The sequence below is a fragment of the Franconibacter pulveris genome (assembly GCF_056780215.1).
On sequence record NZ_CM165555.1, the window covers coordinates 4,649,634 to 4,667,516 of the forward strand.

The window sequence follows — 17,883 nt, forward strand, 5'->3', positions numbered from 1 at the left end:
GGAGCATGCAACTGAATTCCACCGAAATCAGCGAACTGATCAAGCAGCGCATTGCTCAGTTCAATGTTGTGAGCGAAGCTCATAACGAAGGTACTATTGTTTCTGTAAGTGACGGTGTTATCCGTATCCACGGCCTGGCCGATTGTATGCAGGGTGAAATGATCTCCCTGCCGGGTAACCGTTACGCTATCGCACTGAACCTGGAGCGCGACTCTGTAGGTGCCGTAGTCATGGGTCCTTACGCTGACCTCGCCGAAGGCATGAAGGTTAAGTGTACTGGCCGTATTCTGGAAGTGCCGGTTGGCCGTGGCCTGCTGGGCCGTGTGGTTAACACCCTGGGCGCGCCGATCGACGGTAAAGGTCCGGTTGAACACGATGGCTTCTCGCCAATCGAAGTTATCGCACCGGGCGTTATCGATCGCCAATCCGTAGACCAGCCTGTACAGACCGGTTACAAATCCGTCGATGCCATGATTCCAATCGGCCGCGGCCAGCGTGAGCTTATCATCGGCGACCGTCAGACCGGTAAAACCGCGATGGCAATCGACGCCATCATCAACCAGCGCGATTCCGGCATCAAATGCGTGTACGTGGCTATCGGCCAGAAAGCGTCCACCATTTCTAACGTGGTTCGTAAGCTGGAAGAGCACGGCGCGCTGTCCAACACCATCGTTGTGGTCGCGACCGCTTCTGAATCCGCTGCGCTGCAATACCTGGCGCCGTATGCCGGTTGCGCAATGGGCGAATACTTCCGCGACCGCGGCGAAGATGCGCTGATCGTTTACGATGACCTGTCCAAACAGGCTGTCGCTTACCGTCAGGTTTCCCTGCTGCTCCGCCGTCCGCCAGGACGTGAAGCATTCCCGGGCGACGTGTTCTACCTCCACTCCCGTCTGCTGGAGCGCGCATCCCGTGTTAACGCGGAATACGTTGAGAACTTCACCAAAGGTGAAGTGAAAGGTAAAACCGGCTCCCTGACCGCTCTGCCGATCATCGAAACCCAGGCGGGTGACGTTTCCGCGTTCGTTCCGACCAACGTAATCTCCATTACCGACGGTCAGATCTTCCTGGAAACCAACCTGTTCAACTCCGGTATTCGTCCGGCGGTTAACCCGGGTATCTCCGTATCCCGTGTGGGTGGCGCAGCTCAGACCAAGATCATCAAGAAACTGTCCGGTGGTATCCGTACCGCGCTGGCGCAGTATCGTGAACTGGCGGCGTTCTCTCAGTTCGCTTCCGATCTTGACGAAGCGACCCGTAAGCAGCTGAGCCATGGTCAGAAAGTGACCGAGCTGCTCAAGCAGAAACAGTATGCGCCGATGTCTGTTGCACAGCAGGGCCTGGTACTGTTTGCGGCGGAACGCGGTTACCTCGAAGATGTGGAACTGGCGAAAATCGGTAGCTTCGAAGCCGCTCTGCTGGCTTACGCTGACCGTGACCACGCTCCGCTGATGCAAGAGATTAACCAGAACGGTGGCTATAACGATGAGATCGAAGGCAAGCTGAAAAGCCTCCTCGACTCCTTCAAAGCAACCCAGTCCTGGTAACGTCTGGCGGCTTGCCGTAAGGCAAGCCGCAAGGCATTGAGGAGAAGCTCATGGCCGGCGCAAAAGAGATACGTAGTAAGATCGCAAGCGTCCAGAACACGCAAAAGATCACTAAAGCGATGGAGATGGTCGCCGCTTCCAAAATGCGTAAATCGCAGGATCGCATGGCGGCCAGCCGTCCTTATGCAGATACCATGCGCAAAGTGATTAGTCACCTTGCTACCGGTAATCTGGAATATAAGCACCCTTACCTGGAAGAACGCGACGTTAAACGCGTGGGCTACCTGGTGGTGTCTACCGACCGTGGTCTGTGCGGTGGCTTGAACATTAACCTGTTCAAAAAACTGCTGGCGGATATGAAAGTATGGTCCGATAAAGGCGTTCAGTGCGACCTCGCAATGATCGGCTCCAAGGGCGTTTCTTTCTTCAATTCCGTAGGCGGCAACATTGTCGCTCAGGTGACAGGCATGGGGGATAACCCTTCGCTGTCTGAACTGATCGGCCCGGTTAAAGTGATGTTGCAGGCCTACGATGAAGGTCGTCTGGACAAGCTTTACATTGTCAGCAACAAATTTATTAACACCATGTCTCAGGCTCCAACCATCACTCAGCTGCTGCCGCTACCGGCTTCAGAAGATGAAGAGTTGAAACGTAAATCCTGGGATTACCTGTATGAACCCGACCCGAAAGCGCTGCTGGATACCCTGCTGCGCCGTTATGTGGAATCGCAGGTTTATCAGGGCGTGGTTGAAAACCTGGCCAGCGAGCAGGCCGCACGAATGGTGGCGATGAAAGCCGCAACCGATAATGGCGGCAGCCTGATTAAAGAGCTGCAGTTGGTATACAACAAAGCTCGTCAGGCCAGCATTACTCAGGAACTCACCGAGATCGTCTCGGGGGCCGCCGCGGTTTAACCAGGTTATTTCGTAGAGGATTCAAGATGGCTACTGGAAAGATTGTCCAGGTAATCGGCGCCGTGGTGGACGTCGAGTTCCCTCAGGATGCCGTACCGAAGGTGTACGACGCCCTTGAGGTAACAAATGGTAATGAGCGTCTGGTGCTGGAAGTGCAGCAGCAGCTCGGCGGCGGTATCGTGCGTACCATCGCGATGGGTTCTTCCGACGGTCTGCGTCGCGGTCTGCCTGTAGCAGACCTCGAGCACCCGATCGAAGTCCCGGTAGGTAAAGCGACCCTGGGCCGTATCATGAACGTGCTGGGTCAGCCGATCGACATGAAAGGCGACATCGGCGAAGAAGAGCGCTGGGCGATTCACCGCTCCGCTCCGACTTACGAAGAGCTGTCCAGCTCTCAGGAACTGCTGGAAACCGGCATCAAAGTTATCGACCTGATGTGTCCGTTCGCTAAGGGCGGTAAAGTTGGTCTGTTCGGCGGTGCGGGCGTAGGTAAAACGGTAAACATGATGGAGCTCATCCGTAACATCGCGATTGAGCACTCCGGCTACTCCGTGTTTGCGGGCGTGGGCGAGCGTACCCGTGAAGGTAACGACTTCTACCACGAAATGACCGATTCCAACGTTCTGGACAAAGTATCTCTGGTTTACGGCCAGATGAACGAGCCGCCGGGAAACCGTCTGCGCGTTGCGCTGACCGGCCTGACCATGGCTGAGAAATTCCGTGACGAAGGTCGTGACGTACTGCTGTTTGTTGACAACATCTATCGTTACACCCTGGCCGGTACCGAAGTATCCGCACTGCTGGGCCGTATGCCTTCAGCGGTAGGTTACCAACCGACCCTGGCGGAAGAGATGGGTGTTCTGCAGGAACGTATCACCTCCACCAAAACCGGTTCTATCACCTCCGTTCAGGCGGTATACGTACCGGCGGATGACTTGACTGACCCGTCTCCTGCAACCACTTTTGCGCACCTTGACGCAACCGTGGTACTGAGCCGTCAGATCGCGTCTCTGGGTATCTACCCGGCCGTTGACCCGCTGGATTCCACCAGCCGTCAGCTGGACCCGCTGGTGGTAGGTCAGGAACACTACGATACCGCTCGCGGCGTGCAGTCTATCCTGCAGCGTTATCAGGAGCTGAAAGACATCATCGCCATCCTCGGTATGGACGAACTGTCTGAAGAAGACAAACTGGTGGTGGCTCGCGCGCGTAAGATCCAGCGCTTCCTGTCCCAGCCGTTCTTCGTAGCAGAGGTGTTCACCGGTTCCCCGGGTAAATACGTTTCGCTGAAAGACACCATCCGTGGCTTTAAAGGCATCATGGAAGGCGAATACGACCACCTGCCGGAGCAGGCGTTCTACATGGTTGGCTCCATTGACGAAGCCGTGGAAAAAGCCAAAAAACTTTAACGCCTTAATCGGAGGGTGATATGGCAATGACTTACCACCTGGATGTCGTCAGCGCAGAACAGCAGATGTTTTCTGGTCTGGTTGAGAAAATCCAGGTTACGGGCAGTGAAGGTGAACTGGGTATTTACCCGGGCCACGCCCCGCTGCTCACCGCCATTAAGCCTGGTATGATCCGCATCGTGAAACAGCACGGCCACGAAGAGTTTATTTATCTCTCCGGCGGCGTGCTGGAAGTGCAACCGGGCAACGTAACCGTGCTCGCGGACACCGCGATTCGTGGCCAGGATCTCGACGAAGCGCGAGCTCTGGAGTCGAAACGTAAGGCGGAAGAGCACATTAGCAGCTCTCACGGCGACGTGGACTACGCTCAGGCTTCTGCTGAGCTGGCTAAAGCTATCGCCAAACTGCGCGTTATCGAGTTGACCAAAAAAGCGATGTAACACCGGCTTGTAATTGAAAATGCCAGTCTGATGACTGGCATTTTTTTATCTGCATTTTACTGGTACCGCCTGTCTTTGATTATTTATTATACTTTTTATCTGTTAATCCGCTTCTTTCGCTATGAATTCCTTGTGTTTCAATATCGTGACTAGTTCATTCGGATGATTGATCAAATTCTGCGGTCTGCCAGACTCAAAACGCTTCAGAGAATGGGGCGCGGAATGCGCGGTCGCGCTTACAATTTCAGAAGAATGACTGATCTGAAACGCTAAAGCTGAGATACATGAAGCATCGCTTTATTTTATAAATGAAAAAACAACTAACTCGCTGATTATTCATCTTTTTAGAAAAGTTAAATCAGCAGAAAGCCGTTTTTGCAGTACTTTTATAAACCCAAACGCGTTGAGCGAGAGGAAAAATGCGGGATTTAACAGCGATCCTTTTTATGCTGAAAAATATGTAGAATTTTCGGTATTAACTCGCTTTACTTCATTCACTTTTAAAAGTCAGGACGTGTATGTCAAACAGTGCGATGAGCGTGGTGATCCTTGCAGCAGGCAAAGGCACCCGCATGTATTCCGACCTTCCGAAAGTGTTGCACCAACTGGCTGGCAAAGCCATGGTGCAGCATGTTATCGATGCCGCTAAACAGGTAGGCGCGCAGCGCGTACATCTGGTTTATGGCCATGGCGGCGAACTGCTGAAGCAAACGCTTCGTGATGACTCGCTGAACTGGGTACTGCAGGCGGAACAGCTGGGCACCGGACACGCCATGCAGCAGGCGGCGCCGTTTTTTAGCGACGACGAAGACATCCTGATGCTCTACGGCGACGTGCCGCTCATTAGCGTGGAGACGCTTGCGCGCCTGCGCGCAGCCAAACCGCAAGGCGGTATTGGCCTGCTGACCGTTAAGCTTGAAGACCCGACAGGCTATGGCCGCATTACGCGTGATAACGGCAACGTCACCGGCATTGTCGAGCATAAAGATGCCACTGAACAGCAACGTCTGATCAATGAAATCAATACCGGCATCCTGATCGCGAACGGTGCGGATCTCAAACGCTGGCTGGCGAAGCTGAACAACAACAACGCGCAGGGCGAATATTACATCACCGATATTATCGCCATGGCTCATCAGGAAGGCCACGATATCGCTGCGGTACATCCGGATCGCTTAAGCGAAGTGGAAGGTGTTAACAACCGTCTGCAGCTGGCGCGTCTGGAGCGCGTTTACCAGGCCGAGCAGGCGGAAAAACTGCTGCTGGCAGGCGTAATGCTGCGCGACCCGGCCCGTTTTGACCTGCGCGGCGAGCTTGAGCACGGCCGCGATGTAGAAATTGACGTGAATGTCGTTATCGAAGGGCGCGTAACGCTTGGCAATCGCGTAAAAATCGGCGCGGGCTGCGTTATTAAAAACAGCATCATCGGTGATGACTGCGAAATCAGTCCTTACTCCGTAGTAGAAGAGGCGCGTCTGGAGGCGGCATGCACCATCGGTCCGTTTGCTCGCCTGCGTCCAGGCGCGGAGCTTGAAGAGGGCGCCCACGTCGGCAACTTCGTGGAAATGAAAAAAGCGCGTCTGGGGAAAGGCTCCAAGGCGGGCCATCTGACCTATCTCGGCGATGCGGAAATCGGCGCCAATGTGAATATCGGCGCGGGCACCATTACCTGTAATTACGATGGCGCGAACAAACACAAAACCATTATCGGCGATGATGTCTTTGTCGGTTCCGATACACAGCTGGTGGCGCCAGTAAGCGTGGCGCGTGGCGCGACTATCGGCGCGGGCACGACCGTCACGCGTGATATCGCTGAAGATGAACTGGTTATCAGCCGTGTGAAGCAGACCCATATCCAGGGTTGGCAGCGCCCGGTGAAGAAAAAGTAAGTTCTGTCGCTTCCTGCGGGAAGCGGTTCGGGCAGAGGGGCACATAATAAACCGCCCCCGCTCTTGTCCCGTAAGGGATACATAAAAATAACCCCACTCTCTACAAGGCTCGGGGCGCCCAAAAAGGGCAATACAGGTCGTCGACAACGTATGGCGAAAAGCCATAATCAGGAACCATTAACTATGTGTGGAATTGTTGGCGCAGTCGCGCAACGTGATATTGCTGAAATCTTGCTTGAAGGCTTACGTCGTCTGGAGTACCGCGGTTACGACTCTGCGGGGCTGGCGGTGGTTGACAGCGAAGGGCATATGACTCGCCTGCGTCGCCTTGGCAAAGTCCAGATGCTGGCTCAGGCGGCGGAAGAACAACCGCTGCGTGGCGGTACCGGTATTGCTCACACCCGTTGGGCAACGCATGGCGAGCCTTCTGAAGGCAATGCGCACCCGCACGTTTCCGGCCACATTGTGGTCGTGCATAACGGCATTATCGAAAACCATGAACCGCTGCGCGAAGAACTGAAATCTCGCGGCTACGAATTTATCTCCGAGACCGACACCGAAGTTATCGCGCACCTCGTACACTGGGAGCTGGCGAAAGGCGGTACGCTGCGTGAAGCAGTGCTGCGCGCTATTCCTCAGCTGCGCGGCGCCTACGGTACCGTCATTATGGACAGCCGCGACCCGAGCGTACTGCTGGCGGCCCGTTCCGGCAGCCCGCTGGTCATTGGCCTTGGCGTAGGCGAGAACTTTATCGCATCTGACCAGCTGGCGCTGCTGCCGGTGACCCGTCGCTTCATCTTCCTGGAAGAGGGCGACATCGCCGAAGTGACCCGCCGTTCCGTGACCATTTTTGAAAAATCGGGCGACCAGGTAACGCGTGAAGAGATCGAATCCAATCTGCAATACGATGCGGGCGATAAAGGCATTTATCGTCACTACATGCAGAAAGAGATTTACGAGCAGCCGAACGCCATTAAGAACACCCTGACCGGGCGCATCAACCACGGCGAAGTGGATCTCAGCGAGCTGGGCCCGGACGCCAATAAGCTGCTGTCGCAGGTTGAGCACATCCAGATCGTGGCCTGCGGCACCTCTTACAACTCCGGCATGGTTTCCCGCTACTGGTTTGAATCGCTGGCTGGCGTGCCTTGTGACGTGGAAATCGCCTCTGAATTCCGCTACCGCAAATCCGCAGTGCGCCGCAACAGCCTGATGATTACCCTTTCGCAGTCTGGCGAAACGGCGGACACGCTGGCGGCGCTGCGCCTGTCGAAAGAGCTGGGTTACCTCGGTTCGCTCGCCATCTGTAACGTCCCGGGCTCTTCGCTGGTGCGTGAGTCCTCGCTGGCGCTGATGACCAAAGCGGGCACCGAAATCGGCGTGGCTTCGACCAAAGCGTTCACCACCCAGCTAACCGTACTGCTGATGCTGGTGGCGAAGCTGAGCCGTCTGAAAGGGCTGGATGCCTCCATTGAGCATGACATCGTTCACGGCCTGCAGGCGCTGCCGAACCGCATCGAGCAGATGCTTTCCCAGGACAAACGCATTGAGCAGCTTGCAGAGGGCTTCTCTGAGAAACACCACGCGCTGTTCCTGGGCCGCGGCGATCAATACCCCATCGCGCTGGAAGGGGCGTTAAAGCTCAAAGAGATCTCTTATATCCATGCGGAAGCCTATGCCGCAGGCGAGCTGAAACATGGCCCGCTGGCGCTTATCGATGCGGATATGCCGGTGATTGTGGTGGCGCCTAACAACGAACTGCTGGAAAAACTGAAGTCTAATATCGAAGAAGTGCGCGCCCGCGGCGGCCAGCTCTATGTCTTTGCCGATCAGGACGCCGGTTTCACCAGCAGCGAAAACATGCACATCATCCCGATGCCGCATGTGGAAGAGGTGATTGCCCCCATTTTCTACACCGTGCCGCTGCAGCTGCTGGCTTACCACGTGGCGCTGATTAAAGGCACCGATGTGGACCAGCCGCGCAACCTGGCAAAATCGGTTACGGTAGAATAATCCCTTCTGACTCGTGTTATCCTCTGAAGAGGTTGCCAGACGGCAACCTCTTTTTTTTCAGCACGTAATGGAAAACACGCTTTTATGGCCCTGTTTGCATGGATTTCCGGCTCGCGGTTCTCGCAACTGCTGGCGTTCAGCGCCGAGGTTGAAGACGATATCTCGCATCGCAGGCTGCACAAGCTGAAGCTGAACATAGCGCAGTGTAGCGATGCGCCCACATCCCGCTATTTCGGCACATCGTCTTACTATCATGTGCTGGTGGCGAGCGGCTACGCATTATTCTTCAGCGCAGTGGCAAACGTCGTCGCGCTGCGTCCGGCTTTTTCTCTCTTGTGGATAATCGCAGGCATCGTCTGGCTGGCGCTGCTCATGACCAGCACGTTGGCTATTACAAAAGGCTGGCGCAGCGGCCTGCTTACGCTGTTTTATGGCTGGTTTTTACACCTGGCGATAAGCCTGGCGACGCTGGTTTGCGGGCTGATTTTTCAGCCGCTCTCGCTTCTCTTTGGGCTGAGCTGGGCCGCAGGCGTTGTGCTGTTATGGCTTGCCTGGCGAATGATAAACAGCCGGGAGATGGCTAACCTGGTCCGCTGGTGTCTGCGGCTCAAAATGCAGCAAGAACATGCGCGTCAGCTTCAGCGCCGCGCCGTTAAAAAAGGGCGTTGAGACGCTTTTTTATGAGTGATCATCCCCCGATTCCCGTCCGGCCAAACGACCGACGTCTATGACAAACTACGCTTGCGGGGCTATGTTTACCCTGTCATATAAAGAAAATTTTTCTTTCATCTCCTCGTCATAAAGTTATTTAACCAATTGAATTTATTATCTATTACTTAACGCAAACGCCCGGATTCCGCCTTGTCATAAAACTGTCATAATTCGTACATTTAACTGTCACCCAATTGTCCTATTTTGCAGAGCGTAGCCACTTAACAATGAATTACGTTTACCTCATGCAGGAGACATTATGAAAGTTATGCGTACCACCGTCGCAACTGTTGTCGCCGCGACCTTATCGATGAGCGCTTTCGCCGTTAACGCGGCCGCAAGCCTGACTGGCGCCGGTGCAACCTTCCCGGCGCCGGTGTATGCCAAGTGGGCTGACACTTACCAGAAATCCACCGGTAACAAAGTGAACTACCAGGGGATCGGCTCTTCCGGCGGCGTGAAGCAAATCATTGCCAACACCGTGGATTTCGGCGCTTCCGATGCGCCGCTGTCTGAGGAAAAACTGCAGCAGGAAGGCCTGTTCCAGTTCCCGACCGTTATCGGCGGCGTGGTGCTGGCGGTTAACCTGCCGGGCTTCAAAGCGGGCGAACTGGTGCTTGATGGCAAAACGCTTGGCGATATCTACCTTGGCAAAATCAAGAAGTGGGACGACGAAGCGATTGCTAAGCTGAACCCGGGCAAAAAACTGCCTTCACAGAATATCGCTGTAGTGCGTCGCGCTGACGGTTCCGGCACCTCCTTCGTTTTCACCAGCTACCTCGCTAAAGTGAACGACGAGTGGAAATCCAAAATCGGCGCCGGCTCTACCGTTAACTGGCCGACCGGTCTCGGCGGTAAAGGCAACGACGGCATCGCCGCGTTCGTACAGCGCCTGCCGGGCTCCATCGGCTATGTGGAATACGCTTACGCCAAGCAGAACAACCTGACTTACACCAAACTGGTTTCCGCCGACGGCAAGCCGGTTGACCCGACCGAAGAGAGCTTCTCCAACGCGGCGAAAGGCGTGGACTGGAGCAAATCCTTCGCGCAGGACCTGACTAACCAGAAAGGCGACAATGCGTGGCCGATTACCTCCACCACCTTCATTCTGGTCCACAAAGAGCAGAAGAAACCTGAGCAGGGCGCTGAAGTGCTGAAGTTCTTCGACTGGGCTTATAAAGAAGGCGCGAAGCAGGCTAACGACCTGGACTATGCTTCTCTGCCGGATAGCGTGGTTGAGCAAGTTCGCGCGGCATGGAAGACCAGCGTGAAAGACAGCAGCGGTAAAGCGTTGTACTAAATACCCGTCATACTCGAGCCGCAGCCGTGTCGGCTGCGCTTGTTCGCCCCAGTCACATAGTGAGTCTATGCTGCCGGGGATGCACAAGCTTGCCGCCTTGCTGCAACTCGAATTATTTAGGGTATAGCATTACGTTAGCCAGGAAGAACGATAAAATGCGCGCTTCCTGGCCCAAACTGAAAGAGTGACTTATGGCTGCGACAAAGCCTGCATTTAACCCTCCGGGGAAAAAGGGTGACATGATCTTCAGCGCGCTGGTTCGTCTGGCTGCGCTGATTGTGCTTTTGCTGCTGGGCGGCATTATCGTCTCCCTTATTATTTCCTCCTGGCCCAGCATCCAGAAATTTGGTTTCTCCTTCCTCTGGACTAAAGAATGGGATGCCCCTAACGACATTTATGGCGCGCTGGTGCCGATTTACGGCACGCTGGTCACCTCGTTTATTGCGCTGCTGATTGCGGTTCCCGTGAGTTTCGGCATCGCCCTGTTTCTGACGGAGCTGGCCCCGGGTTGGTTAAAGCGTCCGCTCGGCATCGCGATTGAACTGCTGGCCGCTATCCCGAGTATCGTTTACGGCATGTGGGGGCTGTTTATTTTCGCGCCGCTGTTCGCCACGTATTTTCAGGAGCCGGTGGGCAACGTGCTCTCCACTATCCCGTTTGTCGGCGCGCTCTTCTCCGGCCCGGCGTTCGGCATCGGTATTCTCGCGGCGGGCGTCATCCTCGCCATCATGATTATTCCTTACATTGCGGCGGTGATGCGCGATGTCTTCGAGCAAACCCCGGTGATGATGAAAGAGTCAGCCTACGGCATCGGCTGCACCACCTGGGAAGTTATCTGGCGCATCGTGTTGCCGTTCACCAAAAATGGCGTGATTGGCGGCGTAATGCTCGGCCTTGGCCGTGCGCTGGGCGAAACCATGGCGGTCACCTTTATCATCGGCAACACTTACCAGCTCGACAGTCCGTCGCTTTATATGCCCGGCAACAGCATCACTTCGGCGCTGGCGAACGAATTCGCCGAAGCGGAGTCGGGCCTGCATGTGGCGGCGCTGATGGAGCTGGGGCTGATCCTCTTCGTCATCACGTTTATCGTGTTGGCGATTTCTAAAGTCATGATTATGCGTCTGGCGAAAAACGAGGGGGCACGATAATGGCGACCACTCTGGAACTGCAAACTTCCCAGGAGCTGGCGCAGTCGCGCCGTAAGATGCAGGCGAAGCGCCGCAACAAAAACCGCATCGCCCTGACGCTCTCCATGGCGACCATGGCGTTCGGCCTGTTCTGGCTTATCTGGATCCTTTTCTCAACGGTGGCGCGCGGCTTCGACGGCATGTCGCTTGCCCTGTTCACCGAAATGACGCCGCCGCCCAACACGGCGGGCGGGGGGCTTGCGAACGCGCTGGCGGGCAGCGGCTTGCTTATCCTCTGGGCGACCGTGTTTGGTACGCCGCTTGGCATCATGGCGGGGATTTATCTCGCGGAGTACGGACGCAAGTCCTGGCTTGCCGAAGTTATCCGCTTTATTAACGACATTCTGCTCTCTGCGCCTTCCATCGTGGTGGGCCTGTTCGTCTACACCATCGTCGTGGCGCAGATGGAGCACTTCTCCGGCTGGGCGGGCGTGATTGCACTGGCGCTGCTTCAGGTGCCGATTGTTATCCGCACCACCGAGAACATGCTCAAACTGGTGCCGGACAGCCTGCGCGAAGCGGCTTACGCGCTCGGGACGCCGAAGTGGAAGATGATTTCCGCCATTACGCTGAAGGCGTCGGTTTCCGGCATCCTGACCGGCGTGCTGCTGGCGGTGGCGCGTATCGCAGGCGAAACCGCTCCGCTGCTCTTTACCGCGCTCTCCAACCAGTTCTGGAGCACGGACATGATGCAGCCTATCGCCAACCTGCCGGTGACGATTTTCAAATTCGCCATGAGCCCGTTTGCCGAGTGGCAGCAGCTTGCCTGGGCCGGTGTGCTGATTATTACGCTGTGCGTGCTGTTGCTGAATATTTTGGCGCGCGTGCTGTTCGCTAAACGTAAACACGGTTAATTGATGCGGCGCGGCACAGCGCGGCGCCGGATAAGGAAAAGATTGCAATGAGTATGGTTGACACTGCCCCGGGCAAAATTCAGGTTCGCGATTTGAACTTTTATTACGGGAAATTCCATGCCCTGAAAAACATCAGCCTGGATATCGCCAAAAACCAGGTGACGGCGTTTATCGGTCCGTCTGGCTGCGGCAAATCAACGCTGCTGCGCACCTTCAACAAAATGTTTGAGCTCTACCCGGAGCAGCGCGCGGAAGGCGAAATCCTGCTGGATGGCGAAAACATTCTGACGCACGCGCAGGATATCGCTCTGCTGCGCGCTAAAGTCGGTATGGTGTTCCAGAAGCCGACGCCGTTCCCGATGTCGATTTATGACAACATCGCTTTCGGCGTGCGCCTGTTCGAAAAGCTCTCCCGTGCGGAAATGGACGAACGCGTGCAGTGGGCGTTGACCAAGGCCGCATTATGGAATGAAACCAAGGATAAACTGCACCAGAGCGGGTACTCTCTTTCCGGTGGTCAGCAGCAGCGTCTGTGCATCGCGCGCGGTATCGCTATTCGCCCGGAAGTGTTGCTGCTCGACGAGCCTTGCTCCGCGCTGGACCCGATCTCCACCGGGCGCATCGAGGAGCTTATCACCGAGCTTAAGCAGGATTACACCGTGGTGATAGTCACGCACAACATGCAGCAGGCGGCGCGCTGCTCGGATCACACGGCGTTTATGTACCTCGGCGAGCTGATCGAGTTCAGCAACACGGACGATCTCTTTACCAAGCCGAAGAAGAAACAGACTGAAGATTACATCACGGGTCGTTACGGCTGATATGCCCTGATATTTCAGGTAAGCCGCTTTTGAATCTATCCGGGCATGCGGAGTGCTAAATGGACAACCTTAATCTTAATAAACATATTTCTGGTCAGTTTAACGCGGAGCTGGAGTACATCCGTACTCAGGTGATGACCATGGGCGGGCTGGTTGAACAGCAGCTCTCCGACGCGATTACCGCCATGCACAACCAGGACAGCGAGCTGGCCAAACGGGTTATCGAAGGCGATCAGAAGGTCAACATGATGGAAGTGGCGATTGATGAAGCCTGCGTGCGCATCATCGCCAAGCGTCAGCCGACCGCGAGCGACCTGCGTCTGGTGATGGCTATCATCAAAACTATCGCCGAGCTTGAGCGCATCGGCGACGTGGCGGATAAAATCTGCCGTACGGCGCTGGAGAAATTCTCCCAGCAGCACCAGCCGCTGCTGGTGAGCCTGGAGTCGCTGGGCCGCCATACGGTGCAGATGCTGCACGACGTGCTGGACGCCTTCGCGCGCATGGATCTCGACGAAGCGGTGCGAATTTATCGCGAAGATAAAAAAGTGGATCAGGAATACGAAGGCATTGTGCGTCAGTTGATGACCTACATGATGGAAGATTCCCGCACGATTCCGAGCGTGCTCACCGCGCTGTTCTGCGCCCGCTCTATCGAGCGTATCGGCGACCGCTGCCAGAACATCTGCGAATACATCTTCTACTTTGTCAAAGGCCAGGATTTCCGCCACGTGGGCGGCGATGAGCTGGACAAGCTGCTGGCGGGCAAAGACCCGAAAGAGTAAACAAGCGCGGCTGCAAAACAGCGGCGCGCGTTAACAACCTGAACGCCTCTTGCCTGTCGGGCCAGAGGCGTTTTTTTATCCGCCGCTCGCCCGAAAAGTTCGCCGTTACAGCAAGCATGCATTTTTCCTTTGACCGTTCGCCCGTTTTCACCATGCGAAGGCTATTTTTCATGCAGTAATGTGGCTATTTTAGGAAACCCTGTTAGTGAACGGAGTTTCCAGATCCATGAACAAGGATTTGATCTTTCAATGGCTTGAAAAGGAGTGCGGCCAGCGACAATTAACAGCGGCGGATACCAGCGATTTCAGCGCCATGCAGATTGCCAGCCACTTTCGTCAGAAGCGCAATATCGTCAGCCATCATCTGAATAATCTGCACCGCGAGCAGCGGGTCGTTAAAATAAACAGTCGTCCCGTGCTTTTTCTACCGGTAAACCAGCTTCGGGAGCGGCACGGCCTGGCGGTGCGTCAGATGGAATACGCCTCGCTTGCCGGGCTGCTGGAGGACCGACAGGACTGCCTGGAGACGCTGATTGGCGCGCAGGGCAGCCTGCAGGAGGCCATTCGCCAGTGTAAAGCGGCTATCAGCTACCCTGGCAGCGGCCTGCCGGTTCTGCTGAAAGGGCCGACGGGCACCGGTAAAAGCTTTCTGGCCGGGCGCCTCTGGCGCTACGCTATCGAACAACACATCCTCGCGCCAGACGCTCCCTTCCAGGTTTTTAACTGCGCGGAATACGCCAACAACCCTGAGCTACTCACCTCCAAGCTTTTTGGTCACGTTAAGGGCGCGTTTACCGGCGCCGACAGGAACGTCGAGGGGTTAATTGAGGCCAGCGACGGCGGCGTGTTGTTTATCGATGAGGTGCACAGGCTTACGCCGGAAGGCCAGGAAAAGCTGTTCCACTTTATGGATAACGGCACCTGGCGGCGGCTTGGCGAAAGCAGCCAGGAACGGCGGGCCTGCGTGCGGCTTATTTTCGCCACCACAGAAGCGCCGGATAAACATTTCCTCGCCACCTTTATCCGCCGTATTCCCATGATAGTGAAAATCCTGCCGGTGGCGGAGCGCGGCCAGTATGAACGCATGGCCTTTATCTGGCACTTCTTCCAGACCCAGGCGCGCCAGCTTAAACACGATCTCGCGGTGGATGGCGAAATCATGCAACTGCTGCTGGAGGAGCCGGTAGAGGGCAACGTAGGCGGGCTGGAGAACCTGATTAAAAACGTCTGCGCTAACGCCTGGGCGTTTGGGCTGCGTCGGGAAGGGATACTTGAGGTAAAGGCCGGACATATACCGGATAAACTGCTGCCGGGCCGTCCGCTGCTGCCGCTGCTCAACCAGGAAAAAGTCATTATCCTGCGCGACAGCCAGGGCGTGCCGGCGCTTCCGGGCAGGCAGCAGGAATATGAGCGGCTAACCCGCAATGTCTGCGGGCTTTGTCTTGAGTTAACGCGTGAGAACATCAGCTCGCGCGCTTTTGGCAAGCTGGTTTATCAGAACGTCACCCAGTACCTGGACGCGTTGATGAACAAAGAGAGCGAAATGGCGCAGCAGGAAAAACGGCTGCGTTTTATTGAAGATGCCGGCAAGCTTATCGCCGCCAATTATGATTTGTCGCTAAGCGGCGAATTCGCTTTTCTTACCGGGCGCTATCTCACCAGCCTGCCGCTGACGCTGCGTGAGCCGGACGAAGCTTCACAGCAGATAATGACGAGCTGGCTTGCGCAGGAGGCGGGGCTCGCGCACCGGGTGGCGCAAAAGCTCATTGAAGTGATTGTGGCGAAATACGATCTGTTAATTACCGTGCTGGATCGCGTGGCCATTACCGCGATTGTCAGCAACGCCATCGACGCCACCGTGAACAGCAAAATCAAAGCGGTGATTGTGGCGCACGGTTACTCTACCGCCAGCAGTATCGCAAGCGTGGCGAACCGGCTTATCGGCGAGAAGATTTATCACGCGATAGATATGCCGGTTGATGTCGCCTTCAGCGACGTTAGCCGCGCCATTCTCGATTATTTACAGCACACCGACACCAGCGCCGGGGTGATGATCCTGATTGATATGGGTTACAGCCGCGAAATAGCGGACACGCTGCTTGACGCTATTTACGGGCCGCTGGTGGTGATTGATAACGTCACGACGCGCCTCGCTTTGAATATCGCCAGCGAAATCGCCCTGTCGAAAAGCATTGAGTCGATAGCCGAAGAGATTGTGCCGCTTAACCGCTCAAGCTGGGACATTCACTATCCGCGCCATAAAAAAGAGAAAGCGTTGCTGGTTACCTGCATTACCGGCATTGGTACGGCATTTAAGTTTAAGAGTTTGATGGAAAAAAGCCTGCTGGCCGATTTCAACATCAATATCATCGCCTGCGAATTTACCCGCCTGAAGCATCAGCCTAACGCGCTTTTCACACAATATGATGTGATTGCCATTATCGGCACGCTCGACCCGCAGGTAGAAGGCGTACCCTATATGGGCATTGAGGAGCTGCTCGGCGAGCAGGGTCACGCCAATTTAACGCAGTTGCTGAGCGGCTATTTAACCGAGAAACAGATTAACGCCATTAACCAGAACATGGTGCGCGAGTTTTCGCTGCATAATGTGGTGAACTCGCTGACCATTCTCAACGCCAGCAAGACGCTGAGCTATATCGAAGAGATTATTGCGGAGTGGCAGCAGGCGCTGGGGTTTACCTTCTCTAACAACCTGATTATCGGCCTTTACGTGCACCTGAGCTGCATGATTGAGCGGCTGGTAATGCGTAATGAGATAACCCATTACCGCAATCTGGACAGCTTTACCGAACGGCACGGCGATTTTATCGCGATGGTGAACCGCTCCTTCCAGCGTTTTAAATCGCTCTATAACATCGCCCTGCCGGTGGCGGAAATAGGGTATATCCACGATATCTTTGAGCTGCGGGTGGCGGAGTTCAGCCAGTAAAAGCGGGGCGGGTGAACCGCCCCGTTAGCCTTAATACTCGACTTTCCACATATAGCGGCGGGTCGTCAGCGGATGATGGCGCGCCTGCGAGAGCGCGAGGTTATAAACGTCCAGCAACGCGGTGTGGAACAGGCCGCAGAAATAGTCGCGCACCGTTTCCGGCAGGGCGCTAATGCCAAGCTCTCTGGCGTCAATCAGCTGCAGCTTGCCGCCATACTGACGAATGAAGCGGATGGCGCGGTCATCCAGCGCGCGGGTGCGGCCTTCGCTTTGCAGCAGCACAAACGGCGTGCCCTCCTCGGTGATTTCAAACGGACCATGAAAATACTCGCCGCTGTGCACGCTGGCGGAGTTGATCCACTGCATTTCCAGCAGGATGCAAATAGACTGCTGATGCGCGGCGCCGAACGATGGACCGCTGCCCATCATATAAATCACCTTGTCATCTTTGTAAGCCTGGGCGAAGCGCTGCGCGTCCTCCTGCACCTTGCGCTGCCCTTCGCGCACCACCCCTTCAAACTGCTCAAACGCGCTGACCATGGCTTCGTAATGGGCATAGCCTTCTGTCTGTTGCAGCAACTCAAGCGCCAGCCATAAGCCGTAAGCCGCCTTTTGCTGCGCCGGGTTGACCGTTTCCGGGTAGCGCGCCCAGCGATATTCGATAACTTCATCGCTGTGCTCGCAAAGCGGCGAGGCCGGCGCGAAGGTCAGGCCTACCGTGGCGGCGCCTTTTGCTCGCGCCACCCGCGCCGCTTCCACCGTTTCTGGCGTATTGCCCTGCTGGGAAGCCAGGATAACCAGGCTATTTTCACCGAGCGCCTGCGGCGTGGCGTGAACAAATTCATTGCTGGTGATATACCCCACCGCCAGCTTTTTCGCTTCGCAATCGAGGAAATATTTCGCCGGATAAAAACCGGTTAACGAACCGCCGCAGCCAACAAAATAGACGCGTTCAATCGCAGGCCTGTTTTGCAAAATAGCGCTGATAATTTGACGGGACTGCTGATGAGGATGTGACATTTTCTTCTCCTTCGGGCGTAGGGGGGCCTCCGCGCGGCGC

14 protein-coding genes are annotated in these 17,883 nt (G+C 55.7%); 13 read left to right on the forward strand and 1 reads right to left on the reverse strand.

Features of this window, described 5'->3' with window-relative positions; translation table 11 throughout:
- Nucleotides 1-5 precede the first annotated feature (5 nt).
- The 13 genes from atpA (at nt 6) to ACU4F7_RS21975 (ending at nt 16,823) form a co-directional block, all read left to right on the forward strand.
- Nucleotides 6-1,547: a F0F1 ATP synthase subunit alpha gene (atpA, locus tag ACU4F7_RS21915; protein WP_024556857.1), complete on the forward strand. Its 1,542-nt coding sequence runs from the start codon at nt 6-8 to the stop codon at nt 1,545-1,547.
- Between the two features lie 50 nt (nt 1,548-1,597).
- Nucleotides 1,598-2,461, forward strand: a complete 864-nt coding sequence (gene atpG / locus ACU4F7_RS21920) for a F0F1 ATP synthase subunit gamma (RefSeq protein WP_024556856.1) — start codon at nt 1,598-1,600, stop codon at nt 2,459-2,461.
- A gap of 26 nt (nt 2,462-2,487) precedes the next feature.
- Nucleotides 2,488-3,870 carry a F0F1 ATP synthase subunit beta gene (gene atpD / locus ACU4F7_RS21925; RefSeq protein ID WP_024556855.1) on the forward strand — a complete coding sequence of 461 codons (1,383 nt, stop codon included), beginning with the start codon at nt 2,488-2,490 and terminating at the stop codon, nt 3,868-3,870.
- A 20-nt stretch (nt 3,871-3,890) separates the two neighbouring features.
- Entirely contained in the window at nt 3,891-4,310 is a 420-nt protein-coding gene (locus tag ACU4F7_RS21930) for a F0F1 ATP synthase subunit epsilon (protein WP_024556854.1), read from the forward strand.
- Between the two features lie 518 nt (nt 4,311-4,828).
- Nucleotides 4,829-6,199: a bifunctional UDP-N-acetylglucosamine diphosphorylase/glucosamine-1-phosphate N-acetyltransferase GlmU gene (gene glmU / locus ACU4F7_RS21935; RefSeq protein ID WP_024556853.1), complete on the forward strand. Its 1,371-nt coding sequence runs from the start codon at nt 4,829-4,831 to the stop codon at nt 6,197-6,199.
- Between the two features lie 183 nt (nt 6,200-6,382).
- Nucleotides 6,383-8,212: a glutamine--fructose-6-phosphate transaminase (isomerizing) gene (gene glmS / locus ACU4F7_RS21940; protein ID WP_029590024.1), complete on the forward strand. Its 1,830-nt coding sequence runs from the start codon at nt 6,383-6,385 to the stop codon at nt 8,210-8,212.
- A gap of 84 nt (nt 8,213-8,296) precedes the next feature.
- Nucleotides 8,297-8,881 (forward strand): hypothetical protein, encoded by a 585-nt coding sequence (locus ACU4F7_RS21945; RefSeq protein ID WP_029590025.1) that lies wholly within the window; start codon nt 8,297-8,299, stop codon nt 8,879-8,881.
- A gap of 301 nt (nt 8,882-9,182) precedes the next feature.
- Nucleotides 9,183-10,223, forward strand: a complete 1,041-nt coding sequence (gene pstS / locus ACU4F7_RS21950; RefSeq protein WP_029590026.1) for a phosphate ABC transporter substrate-binding protein PstS — start codon at nt 9,183-9,185, stop codon at nt 10,221-10,223.
- 191 nt (nt 10,224-10,414) lie between these two features.
- Nucleotides 10,415-11,374, forward strand: a complete 960-nt coding sequence (pstC, locus tag ACU4F7_RS21955) for a phosphate ABC transporter permease PstC (protein ID WP_029590027.1) — start codon at nt 10,415-10,417, stop codon at nt 11,372-11,374.
- Nucleotides 11,374-12,267, forward strand: coding sequence for a phosphate ABC transporter permease PstA (pstA, locus tag ACU4F7_RS21960; protein ID WP_035887023.1), 894 nt, complete (start codon nt 11,374-11,376; stop codon nt 12,265-12,267). Before pstC ends, pstA begins: the two co-directional genes overlap by 1 nt.
- A 47-nt stretch (nt 12,268-12,314) precedes the next feature.
- Entirely contained in the window at nt 12,315-13,088 is a 774-nt protein-coding gene (gene pstB / locus ACU4F7_RS21965; RefSeq protein WP_024556847.1) for a phosphate ABC transporter ATP-binding protein PstB, read from the forward strand.
- Between the two features lie 59 nt (nt 13,089-13,147).
- Nucleotides 13,148-13,873, forward strand: coding sequence for a phosphate signaling complex protein PhoU (gene phoU / locus ACU4F7_RS21970; RefSeq protein ID WP_029590029.1), 726 nt, complete (start codon nt 13,148-13,150; stop codon nt 13,871-13,873).
- Nucleotides 13,874-14,099: 226 nt separating this feature from the next.
- Nucleotides 14,100-16,823: a sigma 54-interacting transcriptional regulator gene (locus ACU4F7_RS21975; RefSeq protein ID WP_029590030.1), complete on the forward strand. Its 2,724-nt coding sequence runs from the start codon at nt 14,100-14,102 to the stop codon at nt 16,821-16,823.
- Nucleotides 16,824-16,853: 30 nt separating this feature from the next.
- On the opposite strand, the gene ACU4F7_RS21980 is transcribed toward ACU4F7_RS21975, so the two are convergent.
- A complete protein-coding gene (locus tag ACU4F7_RS21980; protein WP_481637766.1) occupies nt 16,854-17,843 on the reverse strand; it encodes an SIS domain-containing protein in 990 nt (329 codons plus the stop codon).
- Between the last annotated feature and the right edge of the window lie 40 nt (nt 17,844-17,883).